Annotated in this window: 18 protein-coding genes and 1 pseudogene; 8 read left to right on the top strand and 11 right to left on the bottom strand. The window is 69.5% G+C overall.

The window, feature by feature from the left end; all coding sequences use genetic code 11:
- Positions 1 to 179: 179 nt before the first annotated feature.
- Positions 180 to 1202, bottom strand: coding sequence for a glycosyltransferase family 2 protein (locus BMZ47_RS08400; RefSeq protein WP_091860715.1), 1023 nt, complete (start codon positions 1200 to 1202; stop codon positions 180 to 182).
- A gap of 250 nt (positions 1203 to 1452) precedes the next feature.
- On the bottom strand, positions 1453 to 1899 hold the full coding sequence (locus tag BMZ47_RS08395) for an MliC family protein (protein ID WP_244536763.1): 447 nt from the start codon (positions 1897 to 1899) through the stop codon (positions 1453 to 1455).
- Between the two features lie 101 nt (positions 1900 to 2000).
- On the opposite strand from BMZ47_RS08395, the gene BMZ47_RS08390 reads away from it, so the two are divergent.
- Complete coding sequence (locus BMZ47_RS08390; RefSeq protein ID WP_007564570.1) at positions 2001 to 2333, top strand: hypothetical protein; 333 nt, start codon at positions 2001 to 2003, stop codon at positions 2331 to 2333.
- Between the two features lie 10 nt (positions 2334 to 2343).
- On the opposite strand, the gene BMZ47_RS08385 is transcribed toward BMZ47_RS08390, so the two are convergent.
- Genes BMZ47_RS08385 through BMZ47_RS08375 form a run of 3 tightly spaced genes read right to left on the bottom strand, consistent with a single transcriptional unit; the run spans position 2344 to position 4076 of the window.
- Positions 2344 to 2742 (bottom strand): lysozyme inhibitor LprI family protein, encoded by a 399-nt coding sequence (locus tag BMZ47_RS08385; protein WP_050733696.1) that lies wholly within the window; start codon positions 2740 to 2742, stop codon positions 2344 to 2346.
- A gap of 8 nt (positions 2743 to 2750) precedes the next feature.
- Positions 2751 to 3833, bottom strand: coding sequence for a hypothetical protein (locus BMZ47_RS28790; RefSeq protein WP_091860712.1), 1083 nt, complete (start codon positions 3831 to 3833; stop codon positions 2751 to 2753).
- A 57-nt stretch (positions 3834 to 3890) separates the two neighbouring features.
- On the bottom strand, positions 3891 to 4076 hold the full coding sequence (locus BMZ47_RS08375) for a hypothetical protein (RefSeq protein ID WP_007564576.1): 186 nt from the start codon (positions 4074 to 4076) through the stop codon (positions 3891 to 3893).
- A 457-nt stretch (positions 4077 to 4533) separates the two neighbouring features.
- Here BMZ47_RS08375 and BMZ47_RS08370 point away from each other — a divergent pair, with 457 nt between their 5' ends.
- Positions 4534 to 4758 (top strand): hypothetical protein, encoded by a 225-nt coding sequence (locus BMZ47_RS08370; RefSeq protein ID WP_091860710.1) that lies wholly within the window; start codon positions 4534 to 4536, stop codon positions 4756 to 4758.
- 164 nt (positions 4759 to 4922) lie between these two features.
- On the opposite strand, the gene BMZ47_RS08365 is transcribed toward BMZ47_RS08370, so the two are convergent.
- The gene (locus BMZ47_RS08365) at positions 4923 to 6398 is read right to left on the bottom strand and encodes a protein adenylyltransferase SelO (protein WP_091860707.1); all 1476 of its coding nucleotides are present in this window, start codon (positions 6396 to 6398) and stop codon (positions 4923 to 4925) included.
- Between the two features lie 414 nt (positions 6399 to 6812).
- On the opposite strand from BMZ47_RS08365, the pseudogene BMZ47_RS29295 reads away from it, so the two are divergent.
- Both BMZ47_RS29295 and BMZ47_RS08360 read left to right on the top strand, forming a co-directional pair.
- Positions 6813 to 7268, top strand: a pseudogene (locus BMZ47_RS29295) (PAS domain-containing protein); the annotation flags it as partial.
- Positions 7257 to 8954: a PAS domain-containing hybrid sensor histidine kinase/response regulator family protein gene (locus BMZ47_RS08360; RefSeq protein ID WP_425285056.1), complete on the top strand. Its 1698-nt coding sequence runs from the start codon at positions 7257 to 7259 to the stop codon at positions 8952 to 8954. The pseudogene BMZ47_RS29295 and the gene BMZ47_RS08360, both read left to right, overlap by 12 nt.
- 10 nt (positions 8955 to 8964) lie before the next feature.
- On the opposite strand, the gene BMZ47_RS08355 is transcribed toward BMZ47_RS08360, so the two are convergent.
- Positions 8965 to 10020 (bottom strand): zinc ribbon domain-containing protein, encoded by a 1056-nt coding sequence (locus BMZ47_RS08355; protein ID WP_091860704.1) that lies wholly within the window; start codon positions 10018 to 10020, stop codon positions 8965 to 8967.
- A 491-nt stretch (positions 10021 to 10511) separates the two neighbouring features.
- Here BMZ47_RS08355 and BMZ47_RS08350 point away from each other — a divergent pair, with 491 nt between their 5' ends.
- The 3 genes from BMZ47_RS08350 (at position 10512) to BMZ47_RS08340 (ending at position 14813) form a co-directional block, all read left to right on the top strand.
- Positions 10512 to 11057 (top strand): RNA polymerase sigma factor, encoded by a 546-nt coding sequence (locus tag BMZ47_RS08350; protein ID WP_091860702.1) that lies wholly within the window; start codon positions 10512 to 10514, stop codon positions 11055 to 11057.
- Positions 11058 to 11147: 90 nt separating this feature from the next.
- Complete coding sequence (locus BMZ47_RS08345; RefSeq protein WP_091861326.1) at positions 11148 to 12152, top strand: FecR family protein; 1005 nt, start codon at positions 11148 to 11150, stop codon at positions 12150 to 12152.
- Positions 12153 to 12323: 171 nt separating this feature from the next.
- Positions 12324 to 14813 (top strand): TonB-dependent siderophore receptor, encoded by a 2490-nt coding sequence (locus tag BMZ47_RS08340; protein WP_244536762.1) that lies wholly within the window; start codon positions 12324 to 12326, stop codon positions 14811 to 14813.
- A gap of 270 nt (positions 14814 to 15083) precedes the next feature.
- On the opposite strand, the gene BMZ47_RS08335 is transcribed toward BMZ47_RS08340, so the two are convergent.
- The 4 genes from BMZ47_RS08335 to BMZ47_RS08320 form a co-directional block, all read right to left on the bottom strand.
- A complete protein-coding gene (locus BMZ47_RS08335) occupies positions 15084 to 16397 on the bottom strand; it encodes an MFS transporter (RefSeq protein WP_091860696.1) in 1314 nt (437 codons plus the stop codon).
- Between the two features lie 477 nt (positions 16398 to 16874).
- Positions 16875 to 17372 carry a Ros/MucR family transcriptional regulator gene (locus BMZ47_RS08330; RefSeq protein ID WP_091860693.1) on the bottom strand — a complete coding sequence of 166 codons (498 nt, stop codon included), beginning with the start codon at positions 17370 to 17372 and terminating at the stop codon, positions 16875 to 16877.
- 329 nt (positions 17373 to 17701) lie between these two features.
- The gene (locus BMZ47_RS08325; protein WP_091860690.1) at positions 17702 to 18001 is read right to left on the bottom strand and encodes a hypothetical protein; all 300 of its coding nucleotides are present in this window, start codon (positions 17999 to 18001) and stop codon (positions 17702 to 17704) included.
- A gap of 60 nt (positions 18002 to 18061) precedes the next feature.
- Entirely contained in the window at positions 18062 to 18433 is a 372-nt protein-coding gene (locus BMZ47_RS08320; protein WP_208601023.1) for a VanZ family protein, read from the bottom strand.
- Between the two features lie 230 nt (positions 18434 to 18663).
- On the opposite strand from BMZ47_RS08320, the gene BMZ47_RS08315 reads away from it, so the two are divergent.
- Positions 18664 to 18996 (top strand): hypothetical protein, encoded by a 333-nt coding sequence (locus BMZ47_RS08315; protein WP_039903142.1) that lies wholly within the window; start codon positions 18664 to 18666, stop codon positions 18994 to 18996.
- The last annotated feature ends 2 nt before the right edge of the window (positions 18997 to 18998 follow it).

Raw genomic sequence — 18998 nt, 5'->3', positions numbered from 1 at the left:
CGAAGCGACGTCGTGCCGAGCCGCATATCCAAGCCCGGTTCGGCCTGACCGGAAAAACCAGGCTGAGAACGACTATCGCGTGAGTATCCGATGCTGGGATACAGCTTTCCATCGAGCCATGATGGTCATGGCGCGTTGTGCGCCGCCATCGGTGGCGCCGATGACCGGGCGGTGCGGCGTCAGCCGGACCGGGCCATGCCCAGCGTGCGCAGGCGCGCCACCACCGGTTTCCAGGTCCGGGTCAGGCGCGCCTCCAGGATCGATCGGACCGTGTGGACCGGCAGGACGATGCTCGCCAGCAGAAACAGGACGACCGAGACGCGCCGTGCCGGCCCATACCAGGCCGGAAGGGCAGTGACGGTGCGAACGAAGGTCGCCCAGGTGATGCGCTTGTGATCCAAGATATCGCAGTAATTGCCGTAGCGGAGATAGACGTACATATCGGTCGGATTGCCGATATCGCGGGCAACGCCCTGGCTGTTCAGCGCCTGTTTGAGGTGGGAAACCCGATCGGCGAACCGTTTCTGCTGTCGCCGCAGCAGCGGCGGCGTCGGCAGCTGGTTGGTCCCGGACTTGTTCTTGCTGTGCAGGCGATAGCGGCCGAGCGGCTCGGCGAGACTGATGATGTCGCCGTAGAACGGCGCGGCCAGCAGCATGACGCCGTCCACCGCGGAATCGTAATGCGCGTCATCCAGAAGCGCGCACAGGTCCCTGCGGAACACGTTGCCGGAGGTCGGGGGCGAGATGTAGGTGCCGGCCTTCTCGACGGAGGCGACGAAGGAGGCGCGATCGCGGGCATTCGCGAGCTTCGGGAAGGCCGAGCCCAGATCGGATCCGGCGTCGTCGATCCGTAGAAGAGGAAACTGAATCTTCGCGACGTTCGCGTCGAGGTGCCGGATGATCGTCTGTATCGCGCCCGGTACGAGTTCGTCATCCGCGTCCAGAAACAAGATGAACGGCGCTTTCGTCTTCGCGACGCCGTATCGGCAGGCGCTCACCTGGCCGCCATTCTCCTTCCGGAAGGATCGGACGCCGAATGTCTGGATCGCCTCCCAGGAGCGATCCGTCGATCCGTCGTCGATGACGAGGACCTCGCACTGCGACGTTTCTTGGGCCAGCACGCTCGCGATCGAATGACGGACGTATTCTTCATAATTGTAGCAGTTTATTATAATCGCAAGCTTCGCATCTTCGGGTTCCATTGCGTCTGCCTATATCAATGTGGTGCAGTATATTTATTTTGAAGCGCGATCCATGTTGGGTATCTCTATTATCCACATTTGGTGAGGCCCGGTAAATACCGATCCGCTCAAATTAAATCGGGATTAAACGCAAATTCAGTCATACGCCCTGTAGATAGTGCATCCGAACCAGATTGGTTCGCGCCGTGAGCCTCGACGCAAGTCACGCGGCAAGCGGAGTGCTGATACGCAAGGCCTTTCCGCCGGCCCGCTATCGCGGGGCGGTGCCAAGCGGGGGCGCGGTGCACACGAGCGGAGGCTGGGACGCGTCGGTCCAGGTCACGGTCTGGCCCTTGCCGCGCAATTCGTGGGTCGCGTCGGCGTAGCGGAAGCCCGAACCGCTGAGCTGGATCGGCAGCGTGACGCTCGGGCCGGCCGGCGGCTCGACCACGGCTTGCGCCTGGGCGGATACGGTCCGGAAGGTCGCAATCAGACGTTGATTGCCGGGGCAGGCGAAGACGACGCGGTGCGGCGCGGACCGGGCTGCGTCGGCCGCGCCGCCCGTCGCGGGCTCTTCGGCGGCACGCGCGCCGATCCAGGCCGATCCGGCGAGGAGAAGGCAGACGGCTTGGGCAAGTCTTCGCATGATCGGGGCATCTCCGGCCGGGGGAACGCCCCGGACCGTGGCAAAATCCGGCGGACGAAGCGAGATGCGCATACCGGTTATCAATCGGTCCCGGTCATAATGGAGGTCCGGGTCCGGTCGATGACGCGCGGCTTTGCGTCCCGCGCCGGGCCGTTTGGGTGGGGGAACCAGCGGTGAGCGAACCTGCCGGGGAAGGCGGCGCGAAGGCGCCCGAGAAGGCCCGCCACATCCTCCCGACCGCGAGCACGATGATCGGGATCAGCACCACGCTGATCGGCCTGGTGAAGCTCCTGGAGCACTATTCCGGCCCGAGCCAGGTCGACGTCTTCAGCGGCATCGTCGCCGTGCTGTTCCTGCTGAGCGCCATCCTGTCCTACCTGTCGACCCGGCTCGAGGCCCGGCCGCGCCTCAGCCGGTTCCTCGAGCAGGTGGCCGACAATTTCTTCCTGCTCGGCCTGGTGGGGATCACCGGCGTCGCGTTCCTGTTCGCCTACGAGGTGATCTGAGCCAGGGGGCTCAGGGCGTGCAGGCGAGGTCGCCGCCCGGGCACTTGATCTGCGCGGCCAGGTCGTCGCTGCGCCGGCGGGTCAGCTGCGTCCGGCAGGCGGCCTGGAGCAGGGGCATGATCGTCCCGTTGGCCTCCGGCGCGGTGGCGTCGTAGCCGGTGCGCAGGTCGCATTCGCGGTCGCGGAAGGCGATCCAGGCCCGCTGGGCGGCGACGAGATTGTGCCGGCCGTTGCCGTCGAGCTTGTCGCGCAGGGCCGCGTAGCGCCGGTTCAGCTCGGCATCGGCCTCAGCGAAGCTCTGGGCCGCGCAGGCATTCGCCTCCATCTGGTTGGGCGCCTGCGTGCAATCCGCCGCGAAGCCGGCGGTCGGCACGAGGAGCAGGAGGCCGAGGCGGGCGATGCGCAGCATGGGGGCTCCTAATCCGCGCCGCCGGTCGGACGGCCGCGGAAGGCGTAGTATCCGCCATCGGCGTCGTACAGGACGTCGAAGCCGTTGAGCAGGCGCAGCCCGGTGTTGACGAAGGGGTGCTGCCTTGTCGTGTTCAGGACGATGCGCTCGGGCGCCACCGGCGAGGCGGTGTCGCCGCTGGCGATCGTGTAGCCGGCGGCATCGCCGAAGCGGAAGCGCAGGCGCGTCCCGGGCCGGAGCGCGCCGGGCCCGTCGAGGCTGTCCGCCACCTGCTCCGGCGGGAGCGTCAAGAACATGCCGGTCACGCCGGTATCGATGAGGGCGCGACCGCAGGCGCCGGGCTCCCGGTCGTCCACCGCGATGCAGACCGGAACGCCGAGCCAGTCCCCGGCGACGCGCGGATGCGGGTCGAGCTTCAGGAAGCGGAAGCGTCCCCGCGTGTTGGCGCGGGTCAGCCCGACATGCACGCCCCGCCGCGTCACGACGTAGCCGCGATGGACCGCGCCGGGGCCCGGCGGCTCGGCATTGAGCAGCGGATTGGTGTCCGGCGTGCTCTGGGCCTGGCTGTCATCCTCGCGCCCGAAGCCGATGCCCATCATGGCCACGTGGTCCGGCGCCTCCTCGGCGGTGCAGTGGCGGGCCTTGTCGGTGCAGGCGATGCGCTCGACCGCGAGCACCGGGATCGGCCGCGTCGGCAGGCTGGCGCCGTCGCCGCCCCACAGGGTCACCGGCACCGTCACCCAGCGGCCGATCATGATCCGGCCGGAGCTCGAATAGGTCAGGCGTCCGGGGCGGCCCGGCAGGGCCTCGACATTGGGGACGCGGGCGGCCGAGACGACGATGCCGGTGGAGCCGGTATCGACCAGCACCGGCCGGGGCTCGCCGCCGAAGGACAGGCCGAGGCGCGGCGAATGGGCGATCGGTTCGCCCGGTTGCGGCGCGTTGAGGAAGGCCAGGAAGAGGCCGCGCCGGTCCTGTCCGTAGCTCGGGCGCTCGCCCGCCTCCGCGGGCCGCCCGAACAGCAAGGCATCGAGCACCGCGGCCAGGGCGAGAAGGCGCGGTCGAACCTGTTTCGGGATGGCGTGGCGCATCGTTGGACCCGGGAGCGATCGCGCCAGCGTAGCATCCCGCAGGCTTCGGGCCGAGCCTCAGCGCCGGGACCCGGGGCTCTCCTTCAATTCCCCCAGCAGAACCAGGATGCGGCCCAGCAGCGCCCGGGCGTGGAGCGCGACACCGCGGCCGGTGCGTTCGTCGGCCAGCCCCGCGCAGGCGTCGTAGGCCGCCCGCAAGGCGGCCAATTGGCGGGCGCGCAGCGCGGGATCGTCGGAGCCCATGGGCTACCTCCCGACAGGCGGGTGTCTGCGGTACGTCCCCGCGGACAAGCCTCCTCAACCACCCATAGTCGGGGAGTTGGAAAACCGTGCTTGAACGGTCCCTACGACCTTTAGCGCCGGAACACCTGGACATGCGTCGCAGGCTCCCCGACCGCGCGGTCAAGGATTCGGGTGCCGTCTCGGCCGGCACCAAACCGTCAAACAAGGGGTTTCCACGCCCCAGGACGGCACGTACCGCCCCGGTCCGGCAGGTAGACCATTCTAGGAAGGGAATCCAGAGCGTCGTCGTCGTCCAGTCGTTCCGGCCCGTCGCGCGTCCGGGGAGGCCCACACCGGCAGCCAGGTAAATAAAATATCAGAATTTCTCTTAAAATTCGTTAACCTTGATCGTCGCGGCCGATGAACCATTGCGTCGGGTTCGACATCTGCTCTCATGCATCATGTCGAGCCAGGTGTGATGGGGATGAAGACTTACTCGATCTTTCTTCGCGACCTGACCCAGGCGGGTGGGGATCCTCCGCGACTTCTCGCCTACGAGATCCCGGACCGGCGCGCGGCACAGGCGCTCGTCTCGGTGATCGCCGCCTCCTATCAGGATCACGGCTTCAACCCCGCGACGCGGGTGCACTGGTTCCGGCACAAGGACAGCGTGCACGAGATCTATGCCTGGCCGCAACGCTAGAGGTTCGGTCCCGCGTACGAAACCACGGGAACGGGCGGGGAGCCCGGCGCCGCATCCTGGGCAGCGAGCCGGTCCGTGACCGGCCCGGCAACCGACTCACCGCAGACCGAAGGCCATCGATCGAAAGGCACCCCCGTGAGGCTCGGGCCGTGCTTGCGAGCCGGTCACGTGCCGCAGAACGTCCGGTAGCCGACCCCGCCGCCCTCGGGCGGTTCTGCATAGCGCGCCATGGCGGGCTGGTCGTCATAGGGCTTGGACAGCACCGCCAGAAGCTCTTCGAACGGCGCGACATCGTCGTGCTCCACCGCCGCGGCGATCATCGCCTCGACGCGATGGTTGCGCGGGATGAAGGCCGGGTTGACCCGGCGCATCGCCGCGGCGGTCGTGGCGGGGTCGCGGGCCTCCCGGGCGAGCCGCTCGCGCCAGCCCGAGGCCCAGGCGTCGTAGGCGGTCGGATCCACGAACAGGTCGCGCACGGCGGCGTCGGCCGCCGGCTGTGCGGCGGCGGCGCAGAGGGTCCGGAAGGTCAGGGTGAAGTCCGCCTGGTTCTCGGCCATCCGCTTGAGCAGGTCGCCGGCCAGGGCCGGATCGCCGTCCCGGATATCGGTCAGACCGAGCTTGGCATTGAGCCCGCCGTGATAGGCGGCCTCGAAGCGCGGCGCGTAGCCGGTGAGCGCCGCCTCGGCCTCGGCGACCGCCTCGGTCTCGTCCGCAGCCAGGAGCGGCAGCAGGGTCTCGGCCAAGCGCGTCAGGTTCCACAGGGCGATGCGCGGTTGCTCGCCGTAGGCGTAGCGCCCGTTCCGGTCGATCGAGCTGAACACCGTCCGGGGGTCGTAGGCGTCCAGGAAGGCGCAGGGCCCGTAATCGATCGTCTCGCCGGCCACCGACATGTTGTCGGTGTTCATCACCCCATGGACGAAGCCGACGAGCAGCCAGCGCGCCACCAGCGCGGCCTGGCGGGCGACGACGCCCTCGAGCAGCGCCCGGTACGGCTTCTCGGCGCCGGCCGCCTCGGGATAGTGCCGGGCGATCACGTGGTCGGCGAGCGCCCGCAGGCCCTCGACGTCGCCCCGGGCCGAGAAGAACTGGAAGGTCCCGACCCGGATGTGGCTCGCCGCCACGCGGGTCAGCACGGCCCCCGGCAGCAGCGTCTCGCGCGCCACCGCCTCGCCGGTCGCCACGGCGGCGAGCGCGCGCGTGGTCGGGATGCCGAGCGCCGCCATCGCCTCGCTGACGAGGTACTCGCGCAGCACCGGCCCGAGCGCCGCGCGGCCGTCGCCCCGCCGGGAGAACGGTGTCGGGCCGGAGCCCTTCAGCTGGATGTCGCGGCGCTGCCCCGTCCGGTCGAGCACCTCGCCGAGCAGGATCGCCCGGCCGTCCCCGAGCTGCGGCACGAACTGGCCGAACTGGTGCCCGGCATAGGCCGCCGCCAGCGGCGTCGCCCCCTCCGGCATCCGGTTGCCGGCGAGCGCCGCCACCCCCTCGGGTCCGGCGAGCCAGTCCGGGTCGAGGCCGAGATCCTCGGCCAGCGCCCGGTTGAGCCGGATCAGCCGCGGCGCCGCCACCGGGGTCGGCGCTCGCAGGGCGTAGAAACGCTCCGGCAGGCGGGCGTAGCTGTTATCGAAGGGAATCAGGCTCATCGCCGGCATCTATGAACGCGCCCGGCGGCCAGCAAGCGCGGCCGCCGTGGAGGGAAGACGGTTCAGGGCGTGCGTCGTTCCCCGCGGGCGCAGTCCTCGTGCCGAACATCCGGTCGGTTTTGCGACCGAAATGCCCGGATCCGCGTTCGCCTCAGGCATCCGTCGATTCCCGTCCCGTCCGGCGCCGTCGATCGGCACTGTGGCAGGCAGGGCTCAGGCTGGCTTCTCTGGACGAAAACATGCGGGCACGGCTGACCGGATGCTTGTAACACTTATCCTCACGGGCGATGCCGCTGCCATGGCTATGCACGGACCCGTATCGATCTTGTCGAAGCCCGCATCGCGGGCGACGGCCCGTGAGCCCCGTCCGGCCGGGCAGGTGGCGGCCGCGCGACCGCGCGGCCCGGGCAGGCGATGAGCATGCCGGCTGCAATCCTTCCCGGGGGCGGCGAGCTCGGCGCGATCGTCCGGGGCTACGATTGGTCGTCCACGCCCCTCGGCCCGATCACCGGCTGGTCCCAGAGCCTGCGCTCCGCGGTCAGCACCCTGCTGCTGTCGCCGGTGCCGATCGTGCTGCTCTGGGGGCCGGACGGCATCATGATCTACAACGATGCCTACTCGGCCTTCGCGGGCGGGCGGCACCCGCACCTGCTCGGCTCGAAGGTCCGCGAGGGCTGGCCCGAGGTGGCCGACTTCAACGACCACGTCATGCGGGTGGGGCTCGCCGGCGGCACGCTGTCCTACAAGGACCAGGAGCTCACCCTGCACCGCTACGGCCGGCCCGAGCAGGTCTGGATGAACCTCGACTACTCGCCGGTGCTCGACGAGGCGGGGCAGCCGGCCGGGGTCATCGCCGTCGTGGTCGAGACCACCGAGCGCGTGCTGGCCGAGCAGCAGCTGAAGGCGAGCCAGGCGCTGGCCCAGCTCTATGCCGACCGCATCCAGCTCGCCCTGTCGGCCGGCGCGATCATCGGCACCTGGGTCTGGGATCTGCAGGCCGACACGTTCACCGTGGACGAGGCCTTCGCCCGCAGCTTCGGCCTGGATCCGGCCCTCGGGCGGGTCGGGCTCAGCCTGGAGCAGGTGATCGCCACGGTCCATCCCGAGGACCGCCAGGGGCTGATCGCGGCGATCAACGAGGTGATCGGCCGCGGCGGCGCCTACGCGCACCAGTACCGGGTGCGGCGCACCGACGGGAAATACTACTGGATCGAGGCCAACGGCCGGGTCGATCTCGGGCCCGACGGGACGCCGCTGAGCTTCCCGGGCGTGCTGATCAACGTCGAGGACCGCCGGGCCGTCGAGGCCGAGCGCGACCGCGCCATCATGATGCTGCGCACGCTGACCGACACGCTGGAGCAGCGCGTCGCCGAGCGGACGAGCGAGCTGATGCGGGCCGAGGACGCCCTGCGCCAGTCGCAGAAGATGGAGGCGGTCGGCCAGCTCACCGGCGGCGTCGCGCACGACTTCAACAACCTGCTGACGATCATCCGCTCGTCGGTGGACTTCCTGCGCCGGCCCGACCTGCCGGAGGCGCGCAAGGCCCGCTACCTCGATGCGGTCTCCGACACGGTCGACCGCGCCGCCAAGCTCACCGGCCAGCTCCTCGCCTTCGCGCGCCGGCAGGCGCTCAAGCCCGAGGTGTTCCATGTCGGCCAGAAGGTCCGCGGCATCGCCGAGATGCTCGACACGGTGATCGGCGCCCGGATCCGGGTCATCGCGGAGGTGCCGGAGGAGCCCTGCTACATCCGGGCCGATGTCAGCCAGTTCGAGACCGCCCTGGTGAACATGGCGGTCAACGCCCGGGACGCCATGGACGGGGAGGGGACGCTGACCCTGCGGCTGGCCGGCGGGCGCACCATGCCGGCGATCCGCGGCCATGCCGGGGCGGACAGCGCCTTCGCGGCGGTGTCGCTGACCGATACCGGCGCGGGGATCGCCGAGGCCGACCTCGGCCGCCTGTTCGAGCCGTTCTTCACCACCAAGGAGGTCGGCAAGGGCACCGGCCTCGGCCTCAGCCAGGTGTTCGGCTTCGCCAAGCAATCGGGCGGCAACGTCGACGTCACCAGCGCCCCGGGGCAGGGGGCGACCTTCACCCTGTATCTCCCGCAGGTCGAGGTCGATCGCGGGGCCGACGCGACCGACGGCGCCGCGGTGCCGCTCTCGCCGCTCGGCGCGGGGCAGCGGGTGCTTGTGGTCGAGGACAATGTCGAGGTCGGCCAGTTCGCCACCCAGATCCTGCAGGATCTCGGCTACGAGACCGTCTGGGCGGTCAACGCCGAGGCGGCGCTCGAGCGGCTCGGCGAGGATGGCGGCGGGTTCGAGGTGGTGTTCTCGGACGTGGTCATGCCCGGCATGGGCGGCCTGGCGCTCGCCCAGGAGCTCGCGCGCCGCTTCCCGGCCCTGCCGGTGCTGCTGACCTCCGGCTACAGCCACGTCCTGGCCCAGGAGGGCACCCACGGCTTCGAGCTGCTGCACAAGCCCTATTCCGCCGAGCAGCTCGGGCGCGTGCTGAGCCGGGTGGCCGGACGGCCGACCCCGGCCGCCGTCGAGTGAGGGCTTCGCGCTACGCGGCCGGCAGCGCCGCGCCGGCGCCCGGGGTGCCGCAGGCGTGGCAGAACCGCTCGAAGGTGCTCTTGCGCTGCGTGCAGGCCGGGCAATCCTCGAACAGGCCGAGCCCGCAATGGGGGCAGAAATTCGTGCTCGGATCGCCGAGAGCGACCGGCCGCTCGCAGCCCGGGCAGACCTTCTTGGCGAGCCGGGCGAGGGCCTGATCGGTGGCGATCTCGGTGCGGCGCTCCTCGTTGGGCCGCGCCTCGACCTGCGCCTGGCGTTCCCGGTAGGCGTGCAGAGCATTGATCGCCGCCCGCCCGCCGACCAGCGTCACGACCACGCCGACGCCGTACTGCACGTAGCCGCCGTAGCTCGGCATGTACGGGACCAGCTCGACGAAGAACGCGAAGGCGGCCGCGAAGGCGAAGCCCCAGACGAACGGCCAGTTGCGCGTGGTGCGCCGCTTGAGCAGCAGCCATCCGGCGAGCACCAGCAGCGGCAGGGTCAGGGCGAGCCGGTAGCCGAACACCCGCAATTCCTGGCCGCGCTCGGCCGCGTCGAGCTTCTCCTGGGCCGCGGCGCGCAGGGCGCTCTCCGTGCGGACCTGCTCGCGTTCCCGCTCGGACAGGTCGGCCTGCGCCTGGGCCAGCGCGGTCAGCCTGTCCTCGACCGCCCGCTCGGCCTCCTTGAGCGCGTCGAGCCGCTGCGTGCGCGCGATCAGGCCCGGATCCTGGTCGACCCGCTGGGTCGCGTCCCGGGTCTTCAACCAGTTGGCGAAGGTCTCGCGGGCGCCCTCGGTCGCCCCCTGGGCCGCCTCGAGGGCGAGCTGATCCTGCTCGATCCGGCGCCGCGTGTCGTCCATCTCCCGGCGGACCTGCTTGAGCGTCTCGCTCGACGCTCGGGCCGGGTCGGTTTCGAGGAACTGCTCCAGCGTGTAGCGCTGCTCCACCTGAGGCAGGTCGCCGACGACCAGGGAGCCCAGCCCGATCAGGAACCACGCGAACAGCAGCGCGACGAGCCAGAGGGCCAGGTTGAACCAGCGCTCGGACAATCGGGACCCAGCACGCACGCCAGCGACTCCACGGTTTCAGTTCCGCGCGCCGCCGGGCACGCGTCGGATCTACGGCCGGCTCCGGTCTCCCGCAAGCTCCGGCGTCTCAACCCGATCACCTTGACCATGCAGATCGCCGTGCGGGTGGCAACCGGACTTGGCCTTTCGTCCCGAAGCGGATGTACCGCTTTCGACCCGATTTCTTCGTCGAAGTCCGTTCAGGCCGAGCCCGGAGGCGGCCGTTTATTCCGCTATCGGAGACGGGACGTGTTGTGCGAGATGGAGGTCACCAAGGTATCTTGAGTCGCGCAGGATCGCCCGATCGACTTACAGGAGAGTTTTTCCGTGATCGAAACCGCACAGACGGTTTGAAGCGATAGAAATGGAATAAATACAAACTGATACTCTGCTTCGCGGTGTCGTTTTTATGTTCTTGCCAGGCGGCGCACCGTTACGATACGCCGTGGCGCTGCAAAATTGCTCCGGCGATCTCTCGCTGGCAGAGGTCGATGTCCGTCGTCAATCCTTCGCGCGATGCGCGCGCAAGCCAGTTGGCCAAGCTTTATCGCAGCCATTGTAAAGCATTGCTGCGCTTTCTGGGCCGGAAGGTCGGCCAGACCGATGCGTCGGACCTGGCGCATGAGGCGTTCCTTCGGATCGCGCATACGGAACACGGCCAGGCACGCCTCCACAACGAGCGCGCCTTCCTGTTTCAGATCGCCGCCAACCTCGTCGTGGACCATAAACGTGCGCAGTTGCGCCGATCCCGCATCCTTACGGCCGTCGAGGTCGACGACCTCCTCACGGTCGCCGATGAGACCCCGAGCCCGGAACGGCTCGCCCAGTCGCGTTGCGAGTTGCAGGCGCTCGATGCGGCACTGCGCGAACTGCCTTTCCGGCGCGCCGAGGCCTTCCGCCTCAGCCGGATCGAGGGCCTGACTCATGCGTCGATCGCCGACCGTCTCGGCGTATCGCTCCGCACCGTGGAGGCCGAGATCAGGATGGCTCTCGATCATTGTGCCGACCGTCTGCGATCCGTCCGGGTCCCGGATTGATCGCGGCCACGTCCTGATGACAATGAACCCCGACATGGAATGCGCTTCAGGAGATCGCTCGAAACGCTCCCGGCGATCGGCGAGAGACGAATGAGCGCGCCGGACCATCAGGACAGGCCGTCCGCCGACAGGGACAGGCGCGTCGCGCAGGAGGCGCACGCTTGGGTGGTTCGCCTCACGTCGGGCGCCGCGACGCGCGAGGACGCCGAGGCGCTTGCCGCCTGGCGCTCTGATCCGGAGCAGGACGCCGCCTTCCGGGCTGCGGCGGGACTCTGGAAGCAGGCGGGCCACGCCCTTGCCGGGTCAGCGCCGGCGAGCCGCGGTGACCTGCAGGCGATGACCCGCCGCCGCATGCTCCGCCGGGTGGCCGCGGGAAGCATCGCGTCGGCCTCCCTCGCGGCCAGCGCCACGCTGGCGTTGCGATGGCCGGTGCTGAATGCGGCCTATCGGACAGGAACCGGTGAGATCCGAACCGAGGTCCTATCGGGCGGCATCCGCATCGAGCTGGATGCCGAAACCGCCCTGGACGCCCGCCTCGACGACGAGGGGCACGACATGGTCCTGCATGCGGGCTCGGTGGCCGTCACGGTCCCGGCCAGCGGTGCGGCGCTCACCCTGGGCGCGGGCCAGGGGCGCCTCGTCACCGAGCCGGGTCGGCCCGCGGAGTTCATCGTGCGCTGCAGGCCGAGCGAAGGCCTCTCCGGTTGGGTCGGCGGCCTGGACGCCGACATGGCCTGCCTGTCCGGCGCCATCACGGTCGTTCCCGCTGCGGGCGCACAGCCGACGCGTCTCACGGCAGGGGAAGAGATCAGGATCGGGCCGGATGCGCGCGGCGTTCACCCCATCGACGTCGCCCATGCGGCGGCATGGCGGCGGGGCCTTCTTGTCTTCCGCGACACGCCCCTGTCGGAGGTCGTGGACGATCTCAACCGATACCGCCCCGGTCGGATCGTCCTGGCCAGCTCGGCGGCTGCCGCGAGACGCGTGACAGGGATTTTTCATCTGGCGCGTCCGGAAGAGGCCCTCCGCAGCATCCGGACCGCGCTCGCCCTGTCGGAGGTGCGGCTCGGCGACCGGCTCGTCGTCCTCCGCTGAGGCCGGCGCAGGAGCCACCAGGTTTTTTTGCGGGCTCGTCACCCGGGGCACGTCTGAAGAGTCAGGCGGGCGATCATGACCCGCCGGGCCGCGGTTGCAAACCGCGCACGGACGGTGGGGCGAATGACGGTGCGGGGACACGGGGCGAACCGGGCGGGGAACGGCTGTCGAATGGTCATCGGATTGAGTGGTGTCGCGGCGCTGGTGCTCGCCATGCCGACGCCGACCACGGCGGCCATCGACCACGCGGCGCGGGACGGGACGGCCATCGGCGCGCGGATCACCCGCGTTGCCGCGATCGTCGCGGATGCGGACGAGATCCTGGATTTCGCCATCGCGGCTCAGCCCCTCGACGAGGCCCTGGCGGCCTACGGGACGATCAGCGGCGTCCAGTTGATCTACGACAGTCATGCGACGCGGCGGCTTCGCGCGACACCGATCACCGGACGCTACGACCGGGTGGAAGCGCTCCGGCAATTGCTCGCCGGGACGGGTCTGGTGCCGCAATTCACGGCCCAGCGCTCGGCGACCCTCGTGGGCGTCGTAGCCGAGGCCGACCCCGCCGGCATCCATGACGGCGCCGTCGTCCTCGACGCGCTGGAGGTGACCAGCGAAACCGCCATCGGGCCCACGCATGGCTACGTCGCCCGGCGCAGCGCGACCGCGACCAAGACCGGCACCTCGATTCTCGAAACGCCCCAGGCGGTCAACGTCATCGGCCGAAAGGAGATCGAGGATCGGCAGGCGCAGAGCGTCAGCCAGGCGCTTCTCTACACGCCGGGGGTTCTCACCCAGTACGGCACGGACGTGCGCTACGATTGGCTCTATGTCCGCGGCTTCGTGCCCGGGCGCTACCTCGACGGGTTGCGCCTGCCGTTCGGTGCCCGCGGATACTCGCAGCCGCGCATCGAATCCTACGGCCTGGAGCGCATCGAATTGCTGAAGGGCCCGGCCTCGGGGCTCTACGGGCAGAACTCGCCGGGCGGTCTGCTCAACCTCGTCAGCAAGCGGCCGAGCGCGGTTCCCCTACGCGAGATCCAGCTCCAGACCGGCAGCTTCGGACGCGCTCAGGCCGCCTTCGACCTGTCGGGTCCGATCGATCCGGACGGCCGAAGCCTGTACCGGCTGACCGGGCTCGCGCGCACCACCGGCACCCAGGTCGATTATCTAGAAGAAGACCGCGTCTTCATCGCGCCGAGCGTCACAATCCGGCCGGATGCCGACACGTCGTTCACGATCCTCTCGCAATACTTGCACATCAACTCGCCCGGAGGCGGCGCGCCGCAGGGCCTGCCGACGCTCGGCACCCTGTACACGAACCCGCGCGGGCGCATTCCCACCAGTCGGTTCATCGGTGAACCGAACTACGACAGCTTCAAGCTCGACCAGGGCTTCATCGGTTACGCCTTTGAACATCGGTTCAACGACGTCTGGACCCTGCGCCAGAACCTGCGCTTCGCGCATGTCGAAGCCGACACCCAGCGGGTTCAGGCCATCGGGCTCGGGGCCGACGGCCGCACGCTCTCCCGCTATGCCTGGGCTTTCCCGGAGCGTTCGAACCTGTTCAACGTCGACAATCAGGCGGAGGCGCGCTTCTCCACCGGACCCTTCGATCATACCCTGCTTCTCGGCGTCGATTACCTGCGCGAGGATGCGCGCTACGACGAATCGCAATTGCGGGGCGTTCCTTCAGTCAACATCTTCGCGCCGGTCTACGCGGGCACGGTCACCCGGCCGCCGCTGGGCACACGGATCACGCAGAGCCGGAACCAAGTCGGCCTCTACGCCCAGGACGAGATCCGCTTCGGCGGCTTCAGCCTTACGCTGAGCGGGCGGCAGGACTGGGCCGACGCCCTCACGCGAACCCGGACGGCGGCGACCGGCGCATTGGCGCGGGTGAAGCAGGACGATGCCGCCTTCACCGGTCGCGTCGGCCTGAGCTATCTCTTCGACGGCGGCTTCGCCCCCTATGTGAGCTACGCGACCTCGTTCCAGCCGACCTCCGGCACGAACCGCGTCGGCTCGCCGTTCGCGCCCACCACCGGAGATCAGGTCGAGGGCGGCATCAAGGTGCAGCCGACCGGAACGAGCCTCCTGCTGACCGGGACGGTCTTCGATCTGAAGCAGCAGAACGTGCTGACGCCGGATGCCCTCGACTTCCGTTTCAACACCCAGGCCGGCGAGGTACGGGTCCGCGGGCTGGAACTCGAGGCCAAGGCGAGCCTGACCGACAGTCTCGACATCGTCGCCTCCTATGCGGCCATGAACAGCCGCTTCACCAAGGCGAATGCCGACGCCACGGGAGCCAGCATCGTCGGGAACGAATTGCCCTTCGTTCCGCGTCATCAGGCGTCCGTCTGGCTCGACTATACGATCCGGACGGGCGACTGGGCGGGCCTCGGCCTGGGAGCGGGCGTCCGGTACATCGGCGTCTCGGTCGGCGACAACGCCAATCTTTATCGGACGCCGGTCGTCACGCTCGTCGACGCGGCCTTGCGGTACGATTTCGGGTATCGCTACCCCATCTTGAAGGGCGTCGATCTCGCGCTCAACGCGACGAACCTCTTCGACAAGACCTACGTGACGACGTGCATCGCGGCCACCGGATGCTTCTACGGCAACCGGCAGACGATCCTCGCAACGCTCCGATATCGGTGGTGACGGATAAAGGACGTTCCCGGGCAGATGCCTGGCTGAGCCCGGACCACCCTGCGCGTCGGTGCCGCGCAGGCCGGTTCACCCGGAATCCCGACAGGTCCTGGCCGCGTGAGATCCGTCTCGTTGTCTTGGCCTCCGCCAAGGACGACGCTGCATGCGCGGCATGGGCGCGTTCGGAAACGGGCTGACCCACGCGGCGACGTCTGCCTTACCGATCCTCCGATCCCGTCATGAGCGGGCAGTCGCCGAACGCCATCGAGTACCGGGCCGGCCTCAGCGGGCCGGCGCGGCCTGCGGCGCGGGCGCTGCCGTGCGCCCCCGGCCCGGCACGAGCGACAGCCCGGCCGAGATCAGGGCGAACAGGATCAGCGGCGTCAGGGCCAGGGTGAAGCTGCCGGTGCCGTCCTTGATCGCGCCGATCAGGTAGGGGCCGAGGAAGCCGCCGAGATTGCCCACGGCGTTGATCGCCGCGATGCTGGCGGCGGCCGCGGCCGGCGGCAGCTCCTCGGTGGCCAGGGCCCAGAACGGCCCCTTGAGCATGTAGACGCCCACCGCCGCCACGGTCAGCGCGCCGACCAGCGGCAGGATGCCGGTCAGAATGGTGCCGCCCGCGAGCCCGGCAGCCAGGACCAGGAACGGGATCGCCAGGTGCCAGCGCCGCTCGCCGACCTGGTCGCTGTGCCGGCCCCACAGGATCATCGCCACGGAGGCGACGCCGTAGGGGATGCTGTTCAGGAGGCCGGTCTCGAAGTTGGTCAGGCCGTAGCTCTTGACGATCTGCGGCGTCCAGAAGGTGAGGCCGTAGCTGCTGGCGGTCGAGCCGAAATAGATCGCCGCGAACAGGATCAGGCGCCGGTCGCGCAGCATCGTCCCGAGCGACGGCGAGCCCGTCCCGCCGGTGCGCGCGGCGTTCCGGGCGGATTCCTCCCGCAGGCGCGCATCCAGCCAGTCCCGCTCGGCCGGGGGCAGCCACGTCGCGTGCCGCGGCCCGTCGGGCAGGAACCACAGCACGGCCCCGGCCATCAGGACGGCGGGCAGGCCCTCCAGGATGAACAGCCATTGCCAGCCCGCGAGCCCCAGGCCGTTCAGGCCGAGCAGAGCCCCGGAGATCGGCGAGCCCAGGAACGACGAGATCGGGATCGAGATCATGAAGATGCCGACGATCCGCGCTCGGTAGGCCGAGGGGAACCAGTAGGTCAGGTACAGGATGACGCCCGGGAAGAACCCGGCCTCGGCGACGCCGAGCAGGAAGCGCAGGCCGATGAACGACCACGGCCCCTGCACCAGCGCCATGGCCATGGAGATCACGCCCCAGGTCGCCATGATCCGGGCGATCCAGATCCGCGCCCCGAAGCGCTCCAGCATCAGGTTGCTGGGCACCTCCATCAGGAAGTAGCCGAGGAAGAAGATCCCGGCGCCCCAGCCGAACACGGTCGCGGTCAGCCCGACATCGTGGTTCATCTGGATGGCGGCGAAGCCGACATTCACCCGGTCCAGGAAGGACACGAAATAGGCGAGGATCAGGAACGGCACGAGCCGCCACCCGATGCGCCGCATTGCCGACCGCTCGATCTCAGACTCGGCCATGGTGATCCTCCTCGGCGGCGGCCGTCTTCGGGCCGCTCACGGGTGCAGGCGCGGGCTCCGGGAGCGCCGGTTCGGCGCTCCGGCGACGGGGATGTCGACGTCGAAGGGGCAGGCTGCTGCGGAGCATTGGCCGGGCGGCGCGACCCGGTCGCACGCGCCCGGATCGATCCGGGACGGCATCAGAGCGTCGCCGCGGCGCATCGCGTGCGGATCATCTCGGGTTTCCTCGCAGCCTGTCGGTTCGAACGCCGATCTTGGCCAGCCGATCTAACGCGAAAGCCCGATGATCGGAAGGCGCCGGGGAATGAAGACTTCCGATTTGTCGCTGGTTTCGAATTTCGAGCGCGAATGCGCGTGCCGTGAAGGCCGCGATCGATCGCGCCCGAGGCCGGGGCCTGAGGGCACCTCACAAAGCTCCCGGTTCCCGGGAGCCCTCCCTTCGCACGCGACGGTGCGGCGGGAGTTTTGTGAGCGGCTCTAGGCGGGCTTCCGGGCGCGCCTGGCCGGCGCCTCGACGGAATCCGCGGGCTCGGCCGCCGCTGTCTGGGCCGGCTTCCGGCGCTTGTGGCCGAGGCCGGCGGTCCGGGCGAATTCCGCCCGCATGGCCGAGTAATTGGCCGCCGTGGTCGGATAATCGTGCGGCAGGCCGAAGCGCTCCCGGTACGCCTCGATGGTCAGGCCGTGTCCCGTGAGGTGCCGCTTCAAGGTCTTGTACGGCTTGCCGTCGATGAAGCTGATCAGCGCGTCGGGCGTGATCGACTTCCGGACCTGGCCGGGGGTGAGCTTCTTGGCTTCCGGCTCGACCGGAGCGCCCGTCTGGCCCAGCGCGGCCAGGGCCTCGTGAACACGCGACAGCAGGGTCGGCAGTTCGAGCATCGGGACGGAGTTGTTGGACACGTAAGCCGACACGATGTCGGCGGTCAGCGCGATGACGTCGGCGTGATCGTCTTGCGGAAACCCGGCTTCGTCTTCCATGGGCGGCTCTCGATGGGGGACTGCGCGATGAACACCGCTCTGTCTGCCGCCAGTCAAGCACCTGCCTGGGCAAAAACAAGTGATCGCCTCTGTTATCGACCGATATATCTGTTGAATACCAACATAAATTGGTGACGCCGGCGCGGCAGATCGGGGGGCGGCGCAGGGTGCGGACGCCGGCCCGCAGCGGGGCGGCTTCGTTCAGGAAGTCTTAACGCTGGCGTGGTCTCTGAAGGCGTCGCTGCGGCTTCGAGGGGTACGAAGCCGAACGGCAGGCGGGCCGAGTCTGCCCTTCACGCTCGGCCCGCGCCCTTTTTTGTCGGCGCCGCTCAGGCGCTGGCCGGCCGCCCGATCGGCGTCGCGATCGCCCCGCGCCCGAGGGACGGCACGGCCGCCTGCAGCGCCGAGCCGCCGGACCCGTATTCCGCCCGATAGGTGCGTTCCAGGGTCATCAGCGTGCGCATCGGCGCCTCGGCCAGATCGAGGAGCCGGGCATCGCGCCATCGCAGCTTGGTCAGATGTTTGCGGCTGAACCACCGCGGCTTCTCTTCCTCGACGAGCAGGACCAGCTTGCCCGTCCACGTTCTCCGAAACCAGAACCGCCCCGTGAGCTTGCCCGCGCCGAACATGGCAGCACCTCGCATGAGAGTCCGGAACGATAACGCGCCGGAAGCTCGGCGGTTTCCGGCTCAGCCACCGGCGCGCGCCGGCAGGCGCCGGGCCGTCCAGGCCGCCAGGACGAGCCCGACGAGGCCGCCCGCGACGGCGGAAGCCGCCTTCACCAGGAAGTCGTCGACGCGGCCGTGACGCGTGCCGGTCAAGGTCTGTCCGGCTTCCAGACCGCCGGCCAGGAGCACGGCCGCGAGCAGGATCCAGGGCCAGCGGCGCGGGTAGCCGAAGGTCAGGAGCAGGAAGGTGAGCGCGTAGGCGGCTGCCCGCTCGATGCCGGGATCCGCCGTCACCACCGGGCGCAATCCGATCGGCACCAGCGTGATGGCGACGATTGCCGCCACCAGGATCCAGGCCACGATCCGCACCAGGGTCAGCACCCGCTTGTCCATCCCGCGCCCCGCACCACCGCCCCGGCCGCTTCCGCATACAGGGGACGGGGCCGGCAGGCTGTTGCAGTTCCGCGGCCAGGACCGGGAAAGCCGTCCCCGCGCCCACCGGTTGAACGATTGGGCATGACGTCAACCACGCGGTGCCGGGCCCGATCAAAGCCGCGTTCGGCACCGGACCTGTTGCTCGTTCGTTCTAGGCAGGAGGCGGCCGAATCAGGCATAGAGGCGGCATGCGCATGCCCGTGCTCAGCCTCCTCACGATGTTCGTCCTGGTCGACGTCGGGTCGGCCGCCATGGCGGCTGCGCCGACCGAGCCGCGGGCGCTCGAGCTGGCCTGGCACCGCTGCCTGCGCGAGGCCTACGCGCACCAGCCGCCCGGCCAGAGCCGGGCCGGGGACGAGCGCAACGCCCTCGACGAATGCAAGGCACAGGAAGACGCCTTCGTGGCATCGCTGATGGCCGCCGGGCCCCCGGACGGGGGGCGGTCCGGAACCGTCTGGGCCCGGACCTGGGCGGCGTTCGTCGAGCCGCTCACCGCCTGGATCGGCGGCCTGCGGCGCTGACG

This window comes from Methylobacterium brachiatum (assembly GCF_900113845.1).
GTDB lineage: Bacteria > Pseudomonadota > Alphaproteobacteria > Rhizobiales > Beijerinckiaceae > Methylobacterium > Methylobacterium brachiatum.
The sequence above is the reverse complement of the archived record's forward strand: the minus strand, read 5'-3'. Positions and strand labels throughout refer to the sequence as shown.

Bases quoted from the DNA above. Each gene is read 5' to 3' on its own strand.
- BMZ47_RS08400 (WP_091860715.1), bottom strand. From the start codon at position 1,202: ATGGAACCCGAAGATGCGAAGCTTGCGATTATAATAAACTGCTACAAT.
- BMZ47_RS08395 (WP_244536763.1), bottom strand. From the start codon at position 1,899: ATGCGCATCTCGCTTCGTCCGCCGGATTTTGCCACGGTCCGGGGCGTT.
- BMZ47_RS08350 (WP_091860702.1), top strand. From the start codon at position 10,512: ATGTCCGTCGTCAATCCTTCGCGCGATGCGCGCGCAAGCCAGTTGGCC.
- BMZ47_RS08385 (WP_050733696.1), bottom strand. From the start codon at position 2,742: ATGCTGCGCATCGCCCGCCTCGGCCTCCTGCTCCTCGTGCCGACCGCC.
- BMZ47_RS08375 (WP_007564576.1), bottom strand. From the start codon at position 4,076: ATGGGCTCCGACGATCCCGCGCTGCGCGCCCGCCAATTGGCCGCCTTG.
- BMZ47_RS08370 (WP_091860710.1), top strand. From the start codon at position 4,534: ATGGGGATGAAGACTTACTCGATCTTTCTTCGCGACCTGACCCAGGCG.
- BMZ47_RS08345 (WP_091861326.1), top strand. From the start codon at position 11,148: ATGAGCGCGCCGGACCATCAGGACAGGCCGTCCGCCGACAGGGACAGG.
- BMZ47_RS08365 (WP_091860707.1), bottom strand. From the start codon at position 6,398: ATGAGCCTGATTCCCTTCGATAACAGCTACGCCCGCCTGCCGGAGCGT.
- BMZ47_RS08340 (WP_244536762.1), top strand. From the start codon at position 12,324: ATGGTCATCGGATTGAGTGGTGTCGCGGCGCTGGTGCTCGCCATGCCG.
- BMZ47_RS08320 (WP_208601023.1), bottom strand. From the start codon at position 18,433: ATGGACAAGCGGGTGCTGACCCTGGTGCGGATCGTGGCCTGGATCCTG.
- BMZ47_RS08330 (WP_091860693.1), bottom strand. From the start codon at position 17,372: ATGGAAGACGAAGCCGGGTTTCCGCAAGACGATCACGCCGACGTCATC.
- BMZ47_RS08315 (WP_039903142.1), top strand. From the start codon at position 18,664: ATGCGCATGCCCGTGCTCAGCCTCCTCACGATGTTCGTCCTGGTCGAC.
- BMZ47_RS28790 (WP_091860712.1), bottom strand. From the start codon at position 3,833: ATGCGCCACGCCATCCCGAAACAGGTTCGACCGCGCCTTCTCGCCCTG.
- BMZ47_RS08325 (WP_091860690.1), bottom strand. From the start codon at position 18,001: ATGTTCGGCGCGGGCAAGCTCACGGGGCGGTTCTGGTTTCGGAGAACG.
- BMZ47_RS08335 (WP_091860696.1), bottom strand. From the start codon at position 16,397: ATGGCCGAGTCTGAGATCGAGCGGTCGGCAATGCGGCGCATCGGGTGG.